This window comes from Lutibacter holmesii (genome assembly GCF_042679665.1).
Classification (GTDB): domain Bacteria; phylum Bacteroidota; class Bacteroidia; order Flavobacteriales; family Flavobacteriaceae; genus Lutibacter; species Lutibacter holmesii.
This window is the reverse complement of record NZ_JBHTMV010000009.1, coordinates 299,713-317,022: the sequence shown is the minus strand read 5'-3', so window position 1 is coordinate 317,022 and position 17,310 is coordinate 299,713. Positions and strand designations below refer to the sequence as shown.

12 protein-coding genes are annotated in these 17,310 nt (G+C 32.9%); 6 read left to right on the top strand and 6 right to left on the bottom strand.

Translation table 11 applies throughout. The features are described from left to right. The first annotated feature begins 56 nt into the window (after nucleotides 1-56). From ACFQ5N_RS13960 to ACFQ5N_RS13940, 5 genes are all read left to right on the top strand, one after another. On the top strand, nucleotides 57-716 hold the full coding sequence (locus ACFQ5N_RS13960; protein WP_386810372.1) for a succinate dehydrogenase cytochrome b subunit: 660 nt from the start codon (nucleotides 57-59) through the stop codon (nucleotides 714-716). 12 nt (nucleotides 717-728) lie between these two features. Then, on the top strand, nucleotides 729-2,732 hold the full coding sequence (locus tag ACFQ5N_RS13955; RefSeq protein ID WP_386810370.1) for a fumarate reductase/succinate dehydrogenase flavoprotein subunit: 2,004 nt from the start codon (nucleotides 729-731) through the stop codon (nucleotides 2,730-2,732). Nucleotides 2,733-2,740: 8 nt separating this feature from the next. Further along, entirely contained in the window at nucleotides 2,741-3,484 is a 744-nt protein-coding gene (locus tag ACFQ5N_RS13950) for a succinate dehydrogenase/fumarate reductase iron-sulfur subunit (protein WP_386810368.1), read from the top strand. 107 nt (nucleotides 3,485-3,591) lie between these two features. Continuing rightward, complete coding sequence (locus ACFQ5N_RS13945; RefSeq protein WP_386810366.1) at nucleotides 3,592-4,749, top strand: methionine aminotransferase; 1,158 nt, start codon at nucleotides 3,592-3,594, stop codon at nucleotides 4,747-4,749. Next, nucleotides 4,737-5,516: an amidohydrolase gene (locus ACFQ5N_RS13940; RefSeq protein ID WP_386810365.1), complete on the top strand. Its 780-nt coding sequence runs from the start codon at nucleotides 4,737-4,739 to the stop codon at nucleotides 5,514-5,516. The genes ACFQ5N_RS13945 and ACFQ5N_RS13940 overlap by 13 nt, the downstream gene beginning before the upstream one ends. A 48-nt stretch (nucleotides 5,517-5,564) precedes the next feature. On the opposite strand, the gene ACFQ5N_RS13935 is transcribed toward ACFQ5N_RS13940, so the two are convergent. The 3 genes from ACFQ5N_RS13935 to ACFQ5N_RS13925 are packed head-to-tail and all read right to left on the bottom strand — an operon-like array spanning nucleotide 5,565 to nucleotide 7,801. Further along, a complete protein-coding gene (locus ACFQ5N_RS13935) occupies nucleotides 5,565-6,560 on the bottom strand; it encodes an acyl-ACP desaturase (protein ID WP_386810364.1) in 996 nt (331 codons plus the stop codon). 28 nt (nucleotides 6,561-6,588) lie between these two features. Then, nucleotides 6,589-7,320, bottom strand: a complete 732-nt coding sequence (locus ACFQ5N_RS13930; protein WP_386810363.1) for a lysophospholipid acyltransferase family protein — start codon at nucleotides 7,318-7,320, stop codon at nucleotides 6,589-6,591. Between the two features lie 46 nt (nucleotides 7,321-7,366). Further along, entirely contained in the window at nucleotides 7,367-7,801 is a 435-nt protein-coding gene (locus ACFQ5N_RS13925) for a hypothetical protein (RefSeq protein WP_386810362.1), read from the bottom strand. A 166-nt stretch (nucleotides 7,802-7,967) separates the two neighbouring features. Between ACFQ5N_RS13925 and ACFQ5N_RS13920 the strand changes: the two genes are divergently transcribed. Further along, nucleotides 7,968-10,880 (top strand): endonuclease, encoded by a 2,913-nt coding sequence (locus ACFQ5N_RS13920; protein WP_386810360.1) that lies wholly within the window; start codon nucleotides 7,968-7,970, stop codon nucleotides 10,878-10,880. 425 nt (nucleotides 10,881-11,305) lie between these two features. On the opposite strand, the gene ACFQ5N_RS13915 is transcribed toward ACFQ5N_RS13920, so the two are convergent. The 3 genes from ACFQ5N_RS13915 to pgi form a co-directional block, all read right to left on the bottom strand. Beyond that, a complete protein-coding gene (locus tag ACFQ5N_RS13915) occupies nucleotides 11,306-12,940 on the bottom strand; it encodes a choice-of-anchor J domain-containing protein (RefSeq protein ID WP_386810358.1) in 1,635 nt (544 codons plus the stop codon). Between the two features lie 15 nt (nucleotides 12,941-12,955). Further along, the gene (locus ACFQ5N_RS13910; RefSeq protein WP_386810356.1) at nucleotides 12,956-15,493 is read right to left on the bottom strand and encodes a TonB-dependent receptor; all 2,538 of its coding nucleotides are present in this window, start codon (nucleotides 15,491-15,493) and stop codon (nucleotides 12,956-12,958) included. Between the two features lie 246 nt (nucleotides 15,494-15,739). Next, the gene (pgi, locus tag ACFQ5N_RS13905; RefSeq protein ID WP_386810353.1) at nucleotides 15,740-17,308 is read right to left on the bottom strand and encodes a glucose-6-phosphate isomerase; all 1,569 of its coding nucleotides are present in this window, start codon (nucleotides 17,306-17,308) and stop codon (nucleotides 15,740-15,742) included. Nucleotides 17,309-17,310 lie beyond the last annotated feature (2 nt).

Here is a 17,310-nt window from a genome sequence, read left to right as displayed (position 1 = left end):
TTTAATACAAAAAATGAATATGTTATATTTGTTGCTCTAAAAAAAATATTTAAAAAATGAGCGGATTTTTATCTTCATCAATTGCAAGGAAAGTAGCTATGGCATTGTCAGCTCTCTTCCTTATCATTTTCTTAGTTATTCACTTATCGGTTAATTTAATTTCATTATTTAGTGAAGATGCTTTTAACGAAGCTTCACACTTTATGGGAACCAATCCAGTAATTCAGTTTGCAATGCAACCTGTACTTATTTTTGGTGTTGTTTTTCATTTTGTAATGGGTTTTATCTTAGAGATTCGTAATAAAGGAGCAAGAAATGTAAAGTATGCTAAATTTAACGGTGCTGCCACTTCTACTTGGGTTTCAAGAAGTATGATTTACAGTGGTGGAGTAATTTTAGCATTTATTGTATTACACTTTATTGATTTTTGGATTCCAGAAATTAGTCACAAGTATGTTCATGCGTTACCTGAAGATCCAACAAGGTATTACCATGAATTACAAGAAAAGTTTGTTCCAATTTGGAGAGTAGTTGCGTACGTAGTTGCATTTGTTTTATTAGGATTGCATTTAGCGCACGGTTTTCAATCAGCATTTCAATCAATGGGCTTCAATAACAAATACACAAAATGTGTAAAAACAGTAGGTCTTATCTATTCAATAGTTATTCCTTTAGGTTTTATTATTGTTGCATTATGTCACCATTTTAACCATTAATCTAAAAGAACTATGACGACTTTAAATTCAAGAGTACCAGAAGGTCCAATAAAAGATAAATGGACAACTTATAAAGATAATATTAATCTTGTAAACCCTGCGAACAAACGTAATATAGATATTATTGTTGTTGGAACAGGTTTAGCAGGAGGTTCTGCAGCGGCTTCGTTAGCAGAATTAGGATATAACGTAAAAGCTTTTGCTTACCAAGATTCTCCACGTAGAGCGCATTCAATTGCAGCACAAGGAGGAATTAACGCAGCAAAAAATTACCAAAACGATGGTGATTCAAATTATCGTTTATTTTATGACACTGTAAAAGGTGGTGATTACCGTTCACGTGAAGCAAACGTTCACCGTTTAGCTGAGGTGTCTGGCGCAATTATTGATCAATGTGTGGCACAAGGAGTTCCTTTTGCACGTGATTACGGTGGATTGTTAGATAACCGTTCTTTTGGTGGTGTATTGGTTTCAAGAACTTTTTACGCTAAAGGACAAACAGGACAACAATTATTATTAGGATGTTATTCAGCAATGAACCGTCAAATTGCTCGTGGAAAGATTGAAATGTTCAATCGTCACGAAATGTTAGACGTTGTTAAAATTGATGGAAAAGCAAGAGGAATTATTGCACGTAATTTAATTACAGGTGAAATTGAGCGTCATTCTGCTCACGCTGTAGTAATTGCTTCTGGTGGATACGGAAATGTATATTTCTTATCAACTAACGCAATGGGATCTAATGCAACTGCTGCTTGGAAAATTCATAAAAAAGGTGCTTATTTTGCAAATCCTTGTTTTACACAAATTCACCCAACGTGTATTCCACGTTCTGGAGATTACCAATCTAAATTAACGTTAATGTCTGAATCATTACGTAATGATGGTAGAATTTGGGTTCCTGCAAATATTGAAGATGCTAAAGCAATTCAACAAGGTAAATTAAAGCCTACTGAAATTGCTGAAGAAAATAGAGATTATTACTTAGAAAGAAGATATCCTGCATTTGGTAACTTAGTACCACGTGATGTGGCTTCAAGAGCTGCAAAAGAACGTTGTGATGCTGGTTACGGAGTAAATGCAACTGGTGAAGCAGTTTATTTAGATTTTGCTTCAGCTATTCAACGTTACGGTAGCGAAAAAGCTAAGGTACAAGGTTTAGCAAATCCTTCAAAAGAAGAGATTACGAAATTAGGTGAAGGAGTAATTGAAGAGAAATACGGAAACTTATTCCAAATGTATGAGAAAATTGTTGATGACAATCCGTACAAAACACCTATGATGATTTATCCAGCAACGCACTATACAATGGGTGGTGTTTGGGTTGATTATAACTTAATGACAACGGTTGATGGTTTATACTGTATTGGTGAAGCCAACTTCTCTGATCACGGTGCAAATAGACTTGGAGCTTCTGCTTTAATGCAAGGATTAGCCGATGGATATTTTGTATTGCCTTATACTATTGGTGATTACTTATCTAATGACATTAGAACAGGAAAAATTTCAACAGATGCTCCTGAATTTGTAGAAGCGGAAAAAGAAATTAAAGAGAAATTAGAATTCTTTGTAAATAATAAAGGAACACATTCTGTAGATTATTACCACAAAAAACTAGGTTTAGTAATGTGGAATAAAGTTGGAATGGCTCGTAATGAAAAAGGATTGAAAGAAGCAATTCAAGAAATTCAAGAAATTCGTGAAGATTTCTGGAAAAACGTAAAAGTACCAGGTAATTTAAATGAGATGAATACAGAGCTTGAAAAAGCTGGTAGAGTAGCTGATTTCTTAGAATTAGGAGAGTTATTTGCAAAAGACGCCTTAAACAGAAACGAATCTTGTGGAGGTCATTTCCGTGAAGAGTATGTTACTGAAGATGGTGAAGCATTGCGTGATGATAAAAATTATGCATATGTTGCTGCTTGGGAATACACAGGAAAACCAAGTGAAGCTATTTTACATAAAGAAGAATTAGAATTTAAAGATATCGAATTAAAAACTCGTTCATACAAATAAGAAAGATTATGAATTTAACGTTAAAAATTTGGAGACAAAAAGGACCTCAAGATAAAGGTCAAATGGTCGAATATAAAGTAACTGATATTTCAGAACATATGTCTTTCTTAGAAATGATGGATATATTAAACGAAAGTTTAGTTGAGAAAGATGAAGAACCAATAGCTTTTGATCACGATTGTAGAGAAGGTATTTGCGGTATGTGTTCATTACACATTAACGGTGAACCTCACGGTCCAGATAGAGGTATTACTACTTGCCAGTTACACATGAGAACTTTTAAAGATGGTGATACTATTTATATTGAACCTTGGAGAGCAAAAGCATTCCCTGTAATTAAAGATTTAATTGTTGATCGTAATGCTTTTGAGCGCATTCAACAAGCAGGTGGTTATATTTCTGTAAATACTTCAGGAAATACACAAGATGCAAACGCAATTCCAATTCCAAAAGTAGATGCAGATTTATCTATGGATGCTGCCGCTTGTATTGGTTGTGGAGCTTGTGTTGCTAGTTGTAAAAATTCAAGTGCTATGCTATTTGTTTCAGCAAAAGTATCTCAGTTTGCATTGTTACCTCAAGGTAGAGTTGAAGCTGCAGATCGTGTAAGAAATATGGTGAAGCAAATGGATGAAGAAGGATTTGGTAACTGTACTAATACAGGTGCTTGTGAAGTAGAATGTCCTAAAGGAATTTCATTAGAGAACATTGCACGTATGAATCGTGAATATTTAAAAGCAAGTATTATTTAATAATACACTTATAGCATAAAAAAAGCCTGTTTCAATTATGAAACAGGCTTTTTTTGTTGAATAAAATTAAGAAATTGTACATTTAACATCTAATTTAGAAAAAAGAAATGCCAACATACCAATCCAAAATTCAATCAAAATTACCTGAAGTTTCTACTTCAATATTTTCAGTTATGAGTGGCTTGGCTGCAGCGCATCAAGCATTAAATTTATCGCAAGGGTTCCCCGATTTTGAAAGTGATCCTAAATTAATTGCATTGCAGCATAAAGCAATGTTAAGCAATAAAAATCAATATGCACCAATGCCTGGAATTTTTGACTTACGAAAAGAAATTTCAAAAAAAATGGAGTTGCTATATGGTGTTTCGTATCATCCTGAAACAGAAATAACAGTAACAGCTGGTGCAACGCAGGCTATTTTTACAGCTATAGCGGCAACAATTAAAAAAGATGATGAGGTTATTATTTTTAAACCAGCTTATGATAGCTATGAGCCAAGTATTCGTGTTTTTGGAGGGAAGGTAATTTCATATCAAATAGATCCAGAAACTTTTGAAATAAATTGGGTAGAAGTGGAGCAGTTGATCACTTCTAAAACAAAAATGGTGATTATTAATACGCCTCACAATCCTTCAGGACAAATTATGGCTAAAAATGATATGAAGCAATTAGAACGTATTTTAAAAGGTACAAATATTGTTTTGTTAAGTGATGAGGTGTACGAGCATATTATTTTTGATGGAGAACAACACCAAACCGCTGCTTTATTTCCTGCATTGGCGGAACGAACTTTTATTACAGCTTCCTTCGGAAAAACATTTCATAATACAGGTTGGAAAGTAGGATATTGTTTGGCGCCATCAAATTTAATGGCTGAATTTAGAAAAGTACATCAATTTAATGTGTTTAGCGTGCATCATCCAACACAGGTTGCTTTGGCGCAATATTTAAAAACGCCTACCAATTATTTAGAATTAAATAGTTTTTATCAAAAGAAAAGAGATTTATTTTTATCTTTATTGAAGGAAAGCCGATTTAAATTTGTGCCTTCTAAAGGAACGTATTTTCAATTGTTGAATTTTAAAGAAATTACTTCTGAAAGTGATTTTGATTTTGCCATGAGATTGACCAAAGAGCAAAAAATAGCATCAATTCCTATTTCGGTTTTTAACAAACATCATTTAGATACGCATGTGTTACGTTTTTGCTTTGCAAAAACAGATGATACACTTAAAAAAGCCGCAGAAATATTATGCAACATTTAAAATTAGCATTAATTCAAACAGATATTGTTTGGCAAAATGCAGCTCAAAACAGAGCGCTTTACACAAAAAAAATTAATAAAGTACAAGATCAGGTTGATATATTTATCTTACCTGAAATGTTTTCAACAGGTTTTAGTATGCATCCTGAAGGTATTGCAGAAACCATGCAAGGAGAAACGCTTTCTTGGATGAAAAAATTGGCTTTAGAAAAAAATGCCGCTATTTGCGGAAGCATTATTATTTCTGAAGAAAATAAGTATTACAATCGATTTTTATTTGTGAAGCCATCAGGTGAAGTAGAAATTTATGATAAGCGACATTTATTCTCATTAGCAGGAGAAGAAAAAGTATATGCACAAGGAAATGAGAAGTTATTGATTGTTTACAAAGATTGGAAAATTTGCCCATTGGTGTGTTATGATTTACGTTTTCCGGTTTGGTCTAGAAATGTAGAGGATTTTGACGTGCTGGTATACGTTGCCAATTGGCCAAAAATTAGAGTTGTTGCGTGGGATAGTTTATTAAAAGCAAGAGCAATTGAAAATTTATGCTACGTAGTTGGGGTAAATAGAGTAGGAGTTGATGCAAATAACTATGAATATAGTGGACATTCAGCAACCTATAATTGTTTAGGAGAAAAATTAACACATAGTACTCCAAATCATGAAGGAATTGAAATAGTTGAATTACAAAAAGAGCATATTGCTAAAACAAGAAATAAATTAAACTTTTTAAACGATAAGGATTTGTTTGAAGTGAAGAACTGATAAAATGAAACCTAACAGGTTTTTAAAACCTGTTAGGTTTATAAAGTTTTAAGTTAATGGATTCATCCATTTAAAATTATACTTGGTGTCAGGCACTACAATTCGTTCTGTAATTCTATACATGCGATCTGGTAATTTCATTAAATAATCTCTGGCTTTTTCAGCTTCAGAAGTTAAACCTGATATTTTGTCAATTTCCCAAGTAGTATTTAATTTTTTAATAATATCAACATAATCAAACCCTGTGTATACGCCGGCTCTTTGTGCAACTACAGAGAATTGATCAAAAAGAGTTCCTTTTGCTTCGTTAGAATGTCTTAAATGCATAGCAGGCATCACAATTTTATGTTTCATCATATGTTGAAAAGCTAACATCATTTCACTAGGATCGTGTTGAAAAATTTGACGTACAAATTCTGTGTATGCTAAATGGTGACGCATTTCGTCACCCGCAATAATTTTAGACATTTTAGATAAAAGTTTATGTCCGTTTTTACGTGCTATTTTAGCAACGTTGTTATGTGAAATGTAGGTTGCTAATTCTTGAAAACTAGTATATACAAAGTTTTTGTAAGGGTCACGTGCTGTTCCAATATCAAATCCATCAGAAATTAAATGTTGCGTAGTTATTTCAACTTCTCGCATATTTACACGCCCTGATAAATATAAATATTTGTTTAAAACATCTCCGTGACGGTTTTCTTCTCCGGTCCAAGCTCTTATCCATTTTGCCCAACCATTGTCACCCCCATCTTTACTGTGTTGCGTAATTCCTTCAATGTCTAACAGCCAAGATTCATAGGTTGGTAAAGCTTCTTCAGTAATGGTATCTCCAACTAAAACCACCCAAAAGTCGTCATCCATTTCTTTTGAGAGTTCACGAATTTCTTTCACTTCTTCTATAAAAGCTTCGCTTTGAGAATTAGGTAAAAAATCAGTTGGTTGCCAAATTTTTTCGGGAGCAATTAAGAATTTATCTACAAAAGTATCTATATTCTTTTCTAGGGTTAGCATCACTTCTAACCTGATATTGTGTAACGACATGTCTTATTTTTTTAGTAGTAGTATGTCGCTAAACTACGGAATTTTTTACTGTACTTTCAACTTTTTGGAATAAGTCTTCAAATTTCATAGACTTTGCTTCAATAGGTTCGTGAATTTCAAAAGTCACATGAACCCCTATTTGTAAAGGAAACATGCCAAATTTATTCAGCTTCCAGCAGTTGTTAATTGTTACCGGAACTACATAAGCAGATGGAGCAAATTTAGTAAGCATTTTTAATCCGTTTTCTGAAAAACGTTTAGGTTTTCCATTTTTACTTCTTGTTCCTTCAGGATAAATTACAGCAGCATAGTTGTTTTTTTCTATGTATTTTCCAAAGTCTCTAATTGCAGCTAATGATTGCCTAGGGTCTTTTCTATCAATTAAAACAGAGCCTCCTTTTCTTAAATTATAAGAAACACTTGGAATACCTTTTCCTAATTCAATTTTAGAAACAAATTTAGGATGGTGTTTTTTAAAGTGGCAAGCCATTGGACAAATGTCATGCATGCTTTGGTGATTAGAAACAATAATTAAAGGAACGCCTGTAGGAATTTTTTGTTTATTAATGAAAGTAATACTTGTTCCTATAATGTACAGTAAATAGGTTAATGTACAATTCATGATATCTACTATTACTTTATGACCTTTATAACCTCCAATATTGAATCCTAACCATTGAAGCGCATGAAATATTAGTAATAAAAGTCCATAAAAAAAATAGAAAATTATGGAAAAGATATAGTTGAGTATTTTTTTCATAAGTATAAAAAAACCTAAGCAAATAAATGCTTAGGAGATAATATTGTTAGTTTGAAAACCATTGAGACCAAGGAATTCTGCTTAAAATTAGTAATAATGCTATTCCGTAAAATATGGCAATTGTTTTAAATTTAGCCACATTAGTAGTTTTCTTTTTGTGTTTAGAGAAACCAATTGTTATTAATGTAATAGCAATAATTCCTACTATTGGGTGTTCAATTAGTATTTTTCTTAAATCGCTATTTTTCATAACTTCTCCCATTCCTACATCACGCATAGCTTCGTAATAGCTAGATGTGTAAAAGGCTATAAAACCAATTAGCAATTGTATGTGTGATGCGATAAGTGCAAATAATGATATGCGTAAATCTTTATCTTTGAATTCTTTTTTTGAAGTCAATCCCATTATTGCGTTTACCACAGCAAAAATTAAAGTAATTAATACAAAGTAAGCCCAATAAGAATGAATCATTTTTGTCATAATTGATAGTTTTTAGTTGAAGACAAAAATAGGAAAATATAATTGAAATTTAATTTTTAATTAGAGTGTTGTAAAGGTTTTAAATTATTTAGGCTGAATATTATTCACATAATTGTTTTAAGTTCCAAAATAATAATAAGTTTGTAAAATATTAAAATTCTAACTCGTGAAAAAAACACTACTTTCTTTATTACTTATTTTAAGTACAACTATTTATGCTCAAACAATTCCTTCCTATTATAATGGATTGGATTTAACCAAAACTGAAAATGAATTATTTTTGGAGTTATCAGGTAGAGTAATTTCAACACATACAGGAATACCTTACACAGGTTCACCTGTTGATGTTTGGGATGCTTGTAAAGAAGCTGATGAAGATCCTAATAACGCTGCTAATGTGGTGTTAATTTATGGGTACGATGATAATGATGGAATAGTTAGTACGGATAGAACTAGAGACAAAACAGTTCAAGATACAGGAAGTGGCGAATCGGGTGTGTGGAATAGAGAACATGTATTTGCAAAATCTTTGGCAAACCCATCTTTAGGTACAGATGAACCAGGGCCTGGAACAGATGTTCATAATTTAAGGCCAGCAGACCGTGATAGAAATACTGACAGGCTTGCAAAATCTTTTGCCACAGGAAGTGGTGTTGCATCATACACTACAAGTAACGGAGGTTGGTATCCTGGTGATGAATGGAAAGGTGATGTGGCTCGTATTGTTATGTATATGTATTTACGATATAATGGAACGGGAACTCAAGTTTCTGAAACTCAATGTTTACCTAGTGAAGTTGGTATTGGTAGCGTAAATAGTCTTGATGCAAATATGATAGACTTATTTTTACAATGGAATGTTGAAGATCCTGTTTCTGATTTTGAATCAAATAGAAATGAAGTATTAGCTGGTATTCAAGGAAACAGAAACCCTTTTATAGATAATCCTTATTTGGCTACACTTATTTGGGGTGGTTTAGCAGCAGAAGATACTTGGTGGTCTAATGATTCATCTGACACTGAGGTACCAACGGCACCTTTAAATGTAGTGGCAACAAATATTACCGATGAATCTTTTGATTTAAGTTGGGATGCTTCAACAGACAATGTTGAGGTGTATGATTATTCAATTTATTTCAATGGTGTGTATGTATTAACTTCAACAACAACCACAGCTAGTTTTTCAGATTTAGAATCGGGTACAACGTTTGATGTTACTATAAAAGCAAGAGATTTATCTTCAAACATTTCCAATGAAAGTACACTTGTTCAGGTGAAAACTTTAGATGGTCCAAGAATTTTGTTTGAAGAAGATTTTGAAGATTGTGCTAATGTAAAATTTACGGCTTATAACGAAGCTTCAGATAAGGATTGGACGTGTTCTGATACGTTTGGTGAAGATAATTCTGGTTCAATGGGTGCTAACGGATATCTTGAAGATGTTGCTAGTAAAGATTGGTTAATTACAAATACTCCAATTGATTTTGATGCAGAAACAGGAGAGAAAATAAGTTTTTATACAGATGCTGCTTACGGGTCAACTCCATTGGTTTTAGTTTATTCTACAGATTATGATGGAACCGGAAACCCAATTGATTTTACTTGGGTTAACGTACCAAATATTTCAATTCCTATACACACAACAGGAACATTTACTGAAGAAATATACACATTTAGTGATGTTGATATTAGTGCTATAAACGGTACATCGGTTTATTTTGCGTTTAAATATTATTCTGACGGAAGCCCAACGAGATGGACAGTTGATAGTTTTGAAATTATTGCAGATGATTTAAGTCCTGATGTTGATGGTGATGGAGTTTTAAATGAAGTTGACTTATGCCCTAATACGCCAACAGGAGAAACCGTTGATGCCAATGGTTGTTCAAACGGACAATTGGATGATGATAATGATGGGGTTCAAAATAGTGATGATAAATGTGCTGATACTCCAGCAGGAGAAACAGTTAATGTAGATGGTTGCTCAGATAGTCAAATTGATACTGATGGTGATGGTGTTATGGATAATGTTGATACGTGCCCTGATACACCAACAGGAGAGCCAGTTGATGTCAATGGTTGTTCAAACGGACAATTAGATGATGATAATGACGGAGTTCAAAACAGTGATGATAAATGTGCTGATACTCCAGCAGGAGAAACGGTTAATTTAGAAGGTTGTTCAAATAGTCAAATTGATACTGATGGTGATGGTGTTATGGATAATGTTGATAAATGTGCTAATACTCCAACAGGAGAAACGGTTGATTTAGACGGTTGTTCAGCAAGTCAATTAGATGATGATGAAGATGGTGTAATGAATGATGTTGACCAATGTTTAAATACTACAGCTGGAGCTTTAGTAAACGAATTAGGTTGTTTTATTGTAGCGAATACAAATTTTGAGATTGAAACTGTTAGTGAAACGTGTTCAGGGAAAAATAATGGGCAAATAATTATTTCAGCAGTTGATACAAATTTATCATACACAACTGTAATTAACGGAAATAGTTATACGTTTAGTGATACTAAGACTATAGAAAATTTACCTGCTGGAACGTATGATTTTTGTGTTTCAGTTGATGGAGAAAATTATGAGCAATGTTTTACTGTTACTATTGAGGCAGGAGGAAGCATTGCAGGAAAAGCTATTGTTAAATCTAATAAAGCTGAAGTTGTAATTTCAAAAGGTACAGCGCCTTTTATTGTGTTGATAAATGGGGTTGAAATGTTTGAGACAGCTGCTTTAAGTTTTTCAGTAGAAGTTAGTCATGGTGATGTGGTTGAGGTAAAAACAGCTATTGAATGTGAAGGTAAAATTACAAAACAAGTTAATTTGTTTGAAACAGTGTTAGCATATCCTAACCCAACAAAGGGAATGACAGAAATTTCTTTACCAATTTCAGAAAACGAAGTTGTTATTGAAGTTTACAATATGCATTCTCAATTAATTTCTTCAAAAGTATATCCTGTATTATATGGGAAAGTACAGTTAAATTTAGAAGAGAAACCTACTGGAGTTTACATTGCTAAAGTTTTATTGGCAACTCCAGTAACTATTAAAGTTGTGAAAAACTAATACAATTTACATTGTTATAAAAAAAGAGACTATCTGTACAGATAGTCTCTTTTTTTTGATAAGAACTTACGGCTAATTTAAAAAAGGTGCTAATTTAAATTGTATATAAACATTGTTTTTATAAATTTTAACGGCTTTAATTTGATGCTAAAAGTTATTGTGTTATACGAACTAGTTAAGTAAAAGAAAGTGTTGTAATTAAGCTTAATTTATAGTTTTTATCTAGCGAAAGTTTTTGTTAGCTTATATATAATTTGCAAACTCTTGTATTTTGTAAAACATAGAAAGTTTATGTTGAAATAAGAGTTTACCAGCCAACTAATCTAATATAAATGATTGTTTTGAAGAACTAGGGTGATAGTATTCAGCAAAAAAAAAGGCTATCAAAAATTGATAGCCTTTTCTTTATATAAAATTGTTATTTTTTATTGAAGAACATATTCTCCGTTTGTTAAAATAACTTTTAAATTCCAAACTTCATTAATACCAGAATAAACATCGTAGTATACAATAAACTTTTGTCCTTCAGCAGCACCAGGGAAATTAGCTAATAATACAGTATTAATAGCTTCTAAGTGATCTTCAGTGTCTGTGTAGTTTTCTTTTCCTTCACGAACATCAAAATTATCATAATATCCTGGGTAACCATACTCAGTTCCTAAAGAGTCGTAATCTGCAGTTGTAAATGTGTACTTAATAGTATTATCAGGTACCCATTCTGAACCATCATGACCAAACTGTAAAGAAGGAGAATTTGGCATCCAAACACCATCAGTAACTGTATAAGAATTACCACGAACCACTGTAGATCCAATATAGTATTTGTATGTTAAAATAATAGTTTCTTCTTCTAAAGCGTAAGGATTTTTTGCATTTAAGAAAGTTGGTAAATAATCTTCAGGTACAGTAGTGTTACTAAAGTTATTGTATTTTCCAGGTTGTCCTGAAGCTGTTCCCATTGAGTCATAATCTGAAGTGCTTAAGTAGTAAACACCTTCTGAAGGTACCCATTCTCCACCATCATAAACAAAATACATTCCTTTTGAATCTGTATCACCTTCAACACCAGGAAGTTTAATTACAGCGTAATCAATTTGCCAAGTTGGAGCAGTAGCATCTGTAGCTAAATATTTGAATGCTACGTGAATACTTTCACCGTTATAAGCTGAAAAATCAACTAATTCAGATAATACGTAGTCATAATCGTAATTAGCACCTGAAGGAAGTGTTGTAATAGTAATAGTTTCCCAAGTTGCAGCTGTATGATCTCCACCAGTTGTATAATCTTTTGAAACTAAAACAGAAACTAAATCCCAATTTCCTCCAATAAATGGAGATGTTTGATTGATTTGAAAGCTTGCATTTGTTTGATTTGTTAAATCAATTTCTGGAGAAATTAACCAATCTTCGTTTTGACCATTTCCGTAAGCAGACATTTTAGCATATTCAACATCACCATAGCTACTTGCATACCATTCTTTTGTTCCCATTACATTAATAGTTTCAAAAGCTCCTAAATCACCGTTGAAGTCTTCTCTAAAATAGTCAGAGTTTCCTACTACAGGCTCATCAATGTATTGTTTGTAAGTTGCTAATACAATTTTTCCTTCCTCAGGACTGTCAAATTGAGCATCAAGTATCGCTGGGATATAATCAGCAGGATCTTCATTTGGATAAAATCCAATAGCGTTTACTGCTGCTTGAGGGTAATCTTCATTCGCTAAATAGTAACTGTCAGCTTCCGTAAATACATTTACTTCTTCTAAGTTACTAAGTCCATCAGCCATTGTGTAGTTCACTAATGCTGTTGAGTTTTCACCCCAAACTGGGTATAGATCTGAAAGGAATGCTGGTAATAATGTTTTAGCTTCATCTACTGAAGAGAAACCACTTTCATCAACACCTAATTCGTCGTAATCATCACTAGTTAAAACAATTGTAGCATCACCTGTGATGGCTTCACTATTAGTTCCTAACTCTTCGTAAACATCTTCCATTGGGTCACAAGCTGTTGTGAACACTAATGTAAATGCCATTAATAAATAAACTATTTTTTTCATTGTTTTATGTTTTTATTAAAAGTTAATCTTTGCACTTACAGAGAAAGTTCTTCCGTAACCATACCATACTAATGCAGTACTAGCAGTTGAACCTGCACCATCTAATGCATCAGCAATATATTCTGTATCAAAAACATTCATCATTCTACCAGTTATTGTAGTGTCTAATGTTCCTAATTTAAATCCGTAACGTAAACTCATATCAAAAGTTCCGTAGTCTGGAGTTTCCCAAGCTTGAGGTTGACCTTCAGTTCCTCTATCGTTTGGATCGTATTGAGCGTAAAAGTTTGCAAAGTAGTTGTAATCAACTGTGAAATGTGTTTTATCCATAAGTTTCCAGTCTACTCCTAAAGCAGCAGTTGTTTGTGCAGCATCAGATACTTTTAAACCTTCAATGTATAAATCTACAGTGTCCACTAATTCTTGATCTTCATCGTAAATTTCAACACCTAAAACGTTGTTTGCCCATTCCCAGTTACCTAAAGATAACATACCTGTTAAGGTAATTGCTTCCATTGGTCTGTAAACAAAATCTAATTCAATACCGTTATGTATTGCATTTACACCTAAAATGTTAGCTGTGCTATTTGTTCCGTCAGGGTTTTGTACGTTTTGTGTTAACGTTCTGTCATTCCAATAAGTACTGTAAAGGTTCACATTAGCTGTTAACTTTTCAGTTCTGTAACCATATCCAATTTCAAAACTTGAGATTTTTTGGTTTTCAGCATCAGCATTAATGTGCTCGTTGTCATAGTTTAAGAAAACAGCATTCATATTAGCTGCTTTTTCAAAGTATCCTAAGTTAGCAAAAACGTTATGTTTGTCGTTAATTCTGTAGTTAGCACCACCTTTTGCACTAAATCCAAAGAAGTTGTATTTGTCTGTAGTTTGAAGGTCATCACCATCTAAATAATTAAAGTAGTCAACTCTTCTGTAAGAAGTGTTAGATGCTGATAAAGAAACGAAAGCAGAAATTTTATCTTCGTCATACTCTAATTGACCAAATACACCTTGCCAACCTACTTCACCGTCATTGTAGTAATCACGTTTATCACCAACTTTTAAAGCTGCATTTGGGTTGTTTACGTTTCCGTTGTCTAAAGCATAGCTACCACCTAATAAATCAGTTACTTCAGAGAAGTGTTCACCTGTATATGTTCTTAAATCTATACCAGCAGTTAATTTTAAGCTTTCGCTTAAATCTCTATCATATGTTGAAAGAATTCCATACCAGCTGTGGTCATTTCTAGAGGCTCTTAAATAAGCTTCTGAACCTAAACCTTGTTCACCATTTGCACGGTTAATTTCTACAATGTTGTCTAGATCTACAGGTTGATCGTCTCCACCCATTCTAACTTTGAATAAGTCACGGTTGTCACCTGCAGTACCACCACCACCACCTCGTCCCCAAGATGCGTATATTGCTGTAGATAAGTTAGACTTATCATTAATTGTCCAATAGTGATTTAAAGAAGTTTGAGATTTGTGGTAGAAGTTATCTTCAATGTGTACCACATTTCCACCTTGTAATCCCCAATCTGGGTTAAATTTTGTTCCGCTTTGAGCGTTTTGGTATGTTTCAATTGTACTTCTATTTTGTCTTTGTCCGTGTCTTTGTGGAGCTCCAAAAGAAGTTAAAGCAATTTTATGATTTTCGTTAATTTGGTAAGATAAATTTACAAAGTAGTTTGCACCTTTAAATTCAGTACCATCAACAAAACCATCACCTGTTGTTTTAGCAGCAGAAATAGTAGCAGCAAAACCACTTTCTAATAATCCTGTTGAAACAGTTGCTCCAACTTTAAAATAGTTGTCATTACCAAAAGTAGTACCAGCGCTTCCACCAGCTTCAATATCTGTACTTTTTGATAAAATGTTTACAGTACCACCAATTGAAGGTACAGCTAGTTTAGATGCTCCTAAACCTCTTTGAACCTGCATTGCACTAGTAACGTCTGATAAACCAGCCCAGTTACTCCAGTAAACTTTACCGTTTTCCATATCATTAACAGGAACCCCGTTAATTGTTACCGCAACGTTTTCAGAGTCAAAACCTCTAACAGTTAATCTACCATCTCCAAATCCACCACCTGATTTAGTAGCGTATACACCTGGTGTAGATTTTAAAATTTCAGGAAATTCTTGTGTTCCTAATTTGTTTTCAATTAAACTTGCTTTAATTGTTGAAACTGCTACTGGTGTTTTTCTGTCAATAGCGAATGAAGTTTGCGTAATTACAATTTCATCAAGTGATTCAGCTGAAGGAGCTAAAGCAATTGTTCCAAGGTCACCAGCACTGCTGAATGAAACAGATTTTGCTTGGTATCCAATGAATGAAACAATAAGTTCTCCACTTTCAATTGAAGTTTCAAAACTAAAGTTTCCGTCAAAATCAGTAGAAGCACCAATTTTTGAACCTTGAATTACTACCGTTGCGCCTGGTAACGGTTGATTAATTTCATCCACTACTTTACCGCTAAGTACAGTTTGTGAAAAAACAGTAACTGATGTGATTAACATAACTACTGTTAGCCAATTTTTTAAATTTCTCATTACTAAATAATTATTTGAATTAAATGTTTTACAAAAATGCTAACTTTTACTGAGCCTATCATTACTAAATTGTTAAAGTTTTTAACAAATTTGCGTTGAAAACTGTCTTTTTTTAACAAATAATTAAGATGCACATCAATATCAGGCAACACTAAAAGTGCTTGTGACCTAAATTAGGTTGCAAGCACTTTTGATAAGATGTTGGTATATTGTAAAGGTTGCTTTGTTTAAAGCCTTAATTTACTATTATTTAGCTAGGTTTTTTTGAGCCAATTCTTTTCCTAATTCTACTCCAAATTGATCGAAACTATAAATATTCCAAATTACACCTTGAATAAATATTTTATGTTCGTAAAAAGCAATTAAGCTTCCTAGTGTTTTAGGTGTTAACTTTTCAATTAAAATAGAAGTGCTAGGTTTGTTTCCTTCAAAAACTTTGTATGGTAATAATGTTTCTATTTCATTTAATTTACCTTGTGTTTTTAAATCTAAATGCGCTTCTTCTTTTGTTTTTCCTTCTGCCAATGCTTGCATTTGTGCAAAGTAGTTTGCCATTAATTTTTCATGGTGATCAACATCACCATATAAAGATTGTTTGAACCCAATAAAATCAGCAGGAATTAATTTAGTTCCTTGGTGTAATAATTGCATAAAAGCATGTTGAGAATTTGAACCTGGAGCTCCCCAAATAATATTACCTGTTTGGTAATTTACACGGTTTCCATTTCTGTCAACACTTTTACCATTACTTTCCATAATTGCTTGTTGTAAGTAAGGTGCAAGTTTGCTTAAATACTGAGCGTATGGTAAAATTACTTCACTTTCAGCTTCAAAAAAGTTGGTGTACCAAATACCAATTAAGCTTAAAATTACCGGAGCATTTTTTTCAAATGGTGTGTTTTTAAAATGTTCATCCATTTCAAAAGCTCCAATTAATAATTCTTTAAAATTTGGGTAACCAACAGCTAAACTAATTGATAAACCTACGGCGCTCCATAAAGAAAAACGACCTCCAACCCAATCCCACATTGGGAAAATATTGTCTGAAGCAATTCCAAATCCTTCAACTTTTTCTAAATTGGTTGATACAGCAACAAAGTGTTGTGCTACATCCGATTTAGAAGCAGTTTCTAAAAACCATTTTTTTATAGTAGTTGCATTGGTAAGTGTTTCTTGTGTTGTAAATGTTTTTGAAACAATAACAAAAAGTGTTGTTTCTGGGTTTAAGTTTTTAATTACTTCTTGTACATGGTCTCCGTCAATGTTTGATACAAAATGTACGTTTAGGTGGTTTTTATAATATTTTAACGATTCAACAACCATATCAGGTCCTAAGTCAGAACCACCAATACCAATATTTACAACATCAGTAATTGCTTTGTTTGTATATCCTTTCCAGTCTCCAGAAACTACTTTGTTTGTGAAGGCTTCAATTTTTGCAAGCGCAGCTTGAATTTCGGGTTTTACATTTATCCCGTCAACATAAACAGGATTGTTTGTTGGGTTTCTTAATGCAGTATGAAGTACAGCTCTTTTTTCAGTTTGATTAATTTCTTCACCTGAGAAATATGCGTCCATCGCACTTTTTAAATCAACTTCATTTGCTAATTGCACTAATAAATCAAGAGTTTCTTGTGTAAGTCTGTTTTTTGAATAGTCAAATTCAAAATCATTTACGTTTAGTGTAAATTCATTTTTACGATTTTTGTTTTCATTAAAAAGTGTTTTTAACTCAACATTTTTAATGTCATTAAAATGAGCTGTTAGTTTTTTCCAAGCGGTAGTTTCGGTAGGGTTTACATTTTTCATTGCCATAA

Coding starts and splice junctions, on each gene's coding strand:
- ACFQ5N_RS13960 (WP_386810372.1), top strand. CDS start 57: ATGAGCGGATTTTTATCTTCATCAATTGCAAGGAAAGTAGCTATGGCA.
- ACFQ5N_RS13955 (WP_386810370.1), top strand. CDS start 729: ATGACGACTTTAAATTCAAGAGTACCAGAAGGTCCAATAAAAGATAAA.
- ACFQ5N_RS13950 (WP_386810368.1), top strand. CDS start 2,741: ATGAATTTAACGTTAAAAATTTGGAGACAAAAAGGACCTCAAGATAAA.
- ACFQ5N_RS13945 (WP_386810366.1), top strand. CDS start 3,592: ATGCCAACATACCAATCCAAAATTCAATCAAAATTACCTGAAGTTTCT.
- ACFQ5N_RS13940 (WP_386810365.1), top strand. CDS start 4,737: ATGCAACATTTAAAATTAGCATTAATTCAAACAGATATTGTTTGGCAA.
- ACFQ5N_RS13935 (WP_386810364.1), bottom strand. CDS start 6,560: ATGTCGTTACACAATATCAGGTTAGAAGTGATGCTAACCCTAGAAAAG.
- ACFQ5N_RS13930 (WP_386810363.1), bottom strand. CDS start 7,320: ATGAAAAAAATACTCAACTATATCTTTTCCATAATTTTCTATTTTTTT.
- ACFQ5N_RS13925 (WP_386810362.1), bottom strand. CDS start 7,801: ATGACAAAAATGATTCATTCTTATTGGGCTTACTTTGTATTAATTACT.
- ACFQ5N_RS13915 (WP_386810358.1), bottom strand. CDS start 12,940: ATGAAAAAAATAGTTTATTTATTAATGGCATTTACATTAGTGTTCACA.
- ACFQ5N_RS13910 (WP_386810356.1), bottom strand. CDS start 15,493: ATGAGAAATTTAAAAAATTGGCTAACAGTAGTTATGTTAATCACATCA.
- pgi (WP_386810353.1), bottom strand. CDS start 17,308: ATGGCAATGAAAAATGTAAACCCTACCGAAACTACCGCTTGGAAAAAA.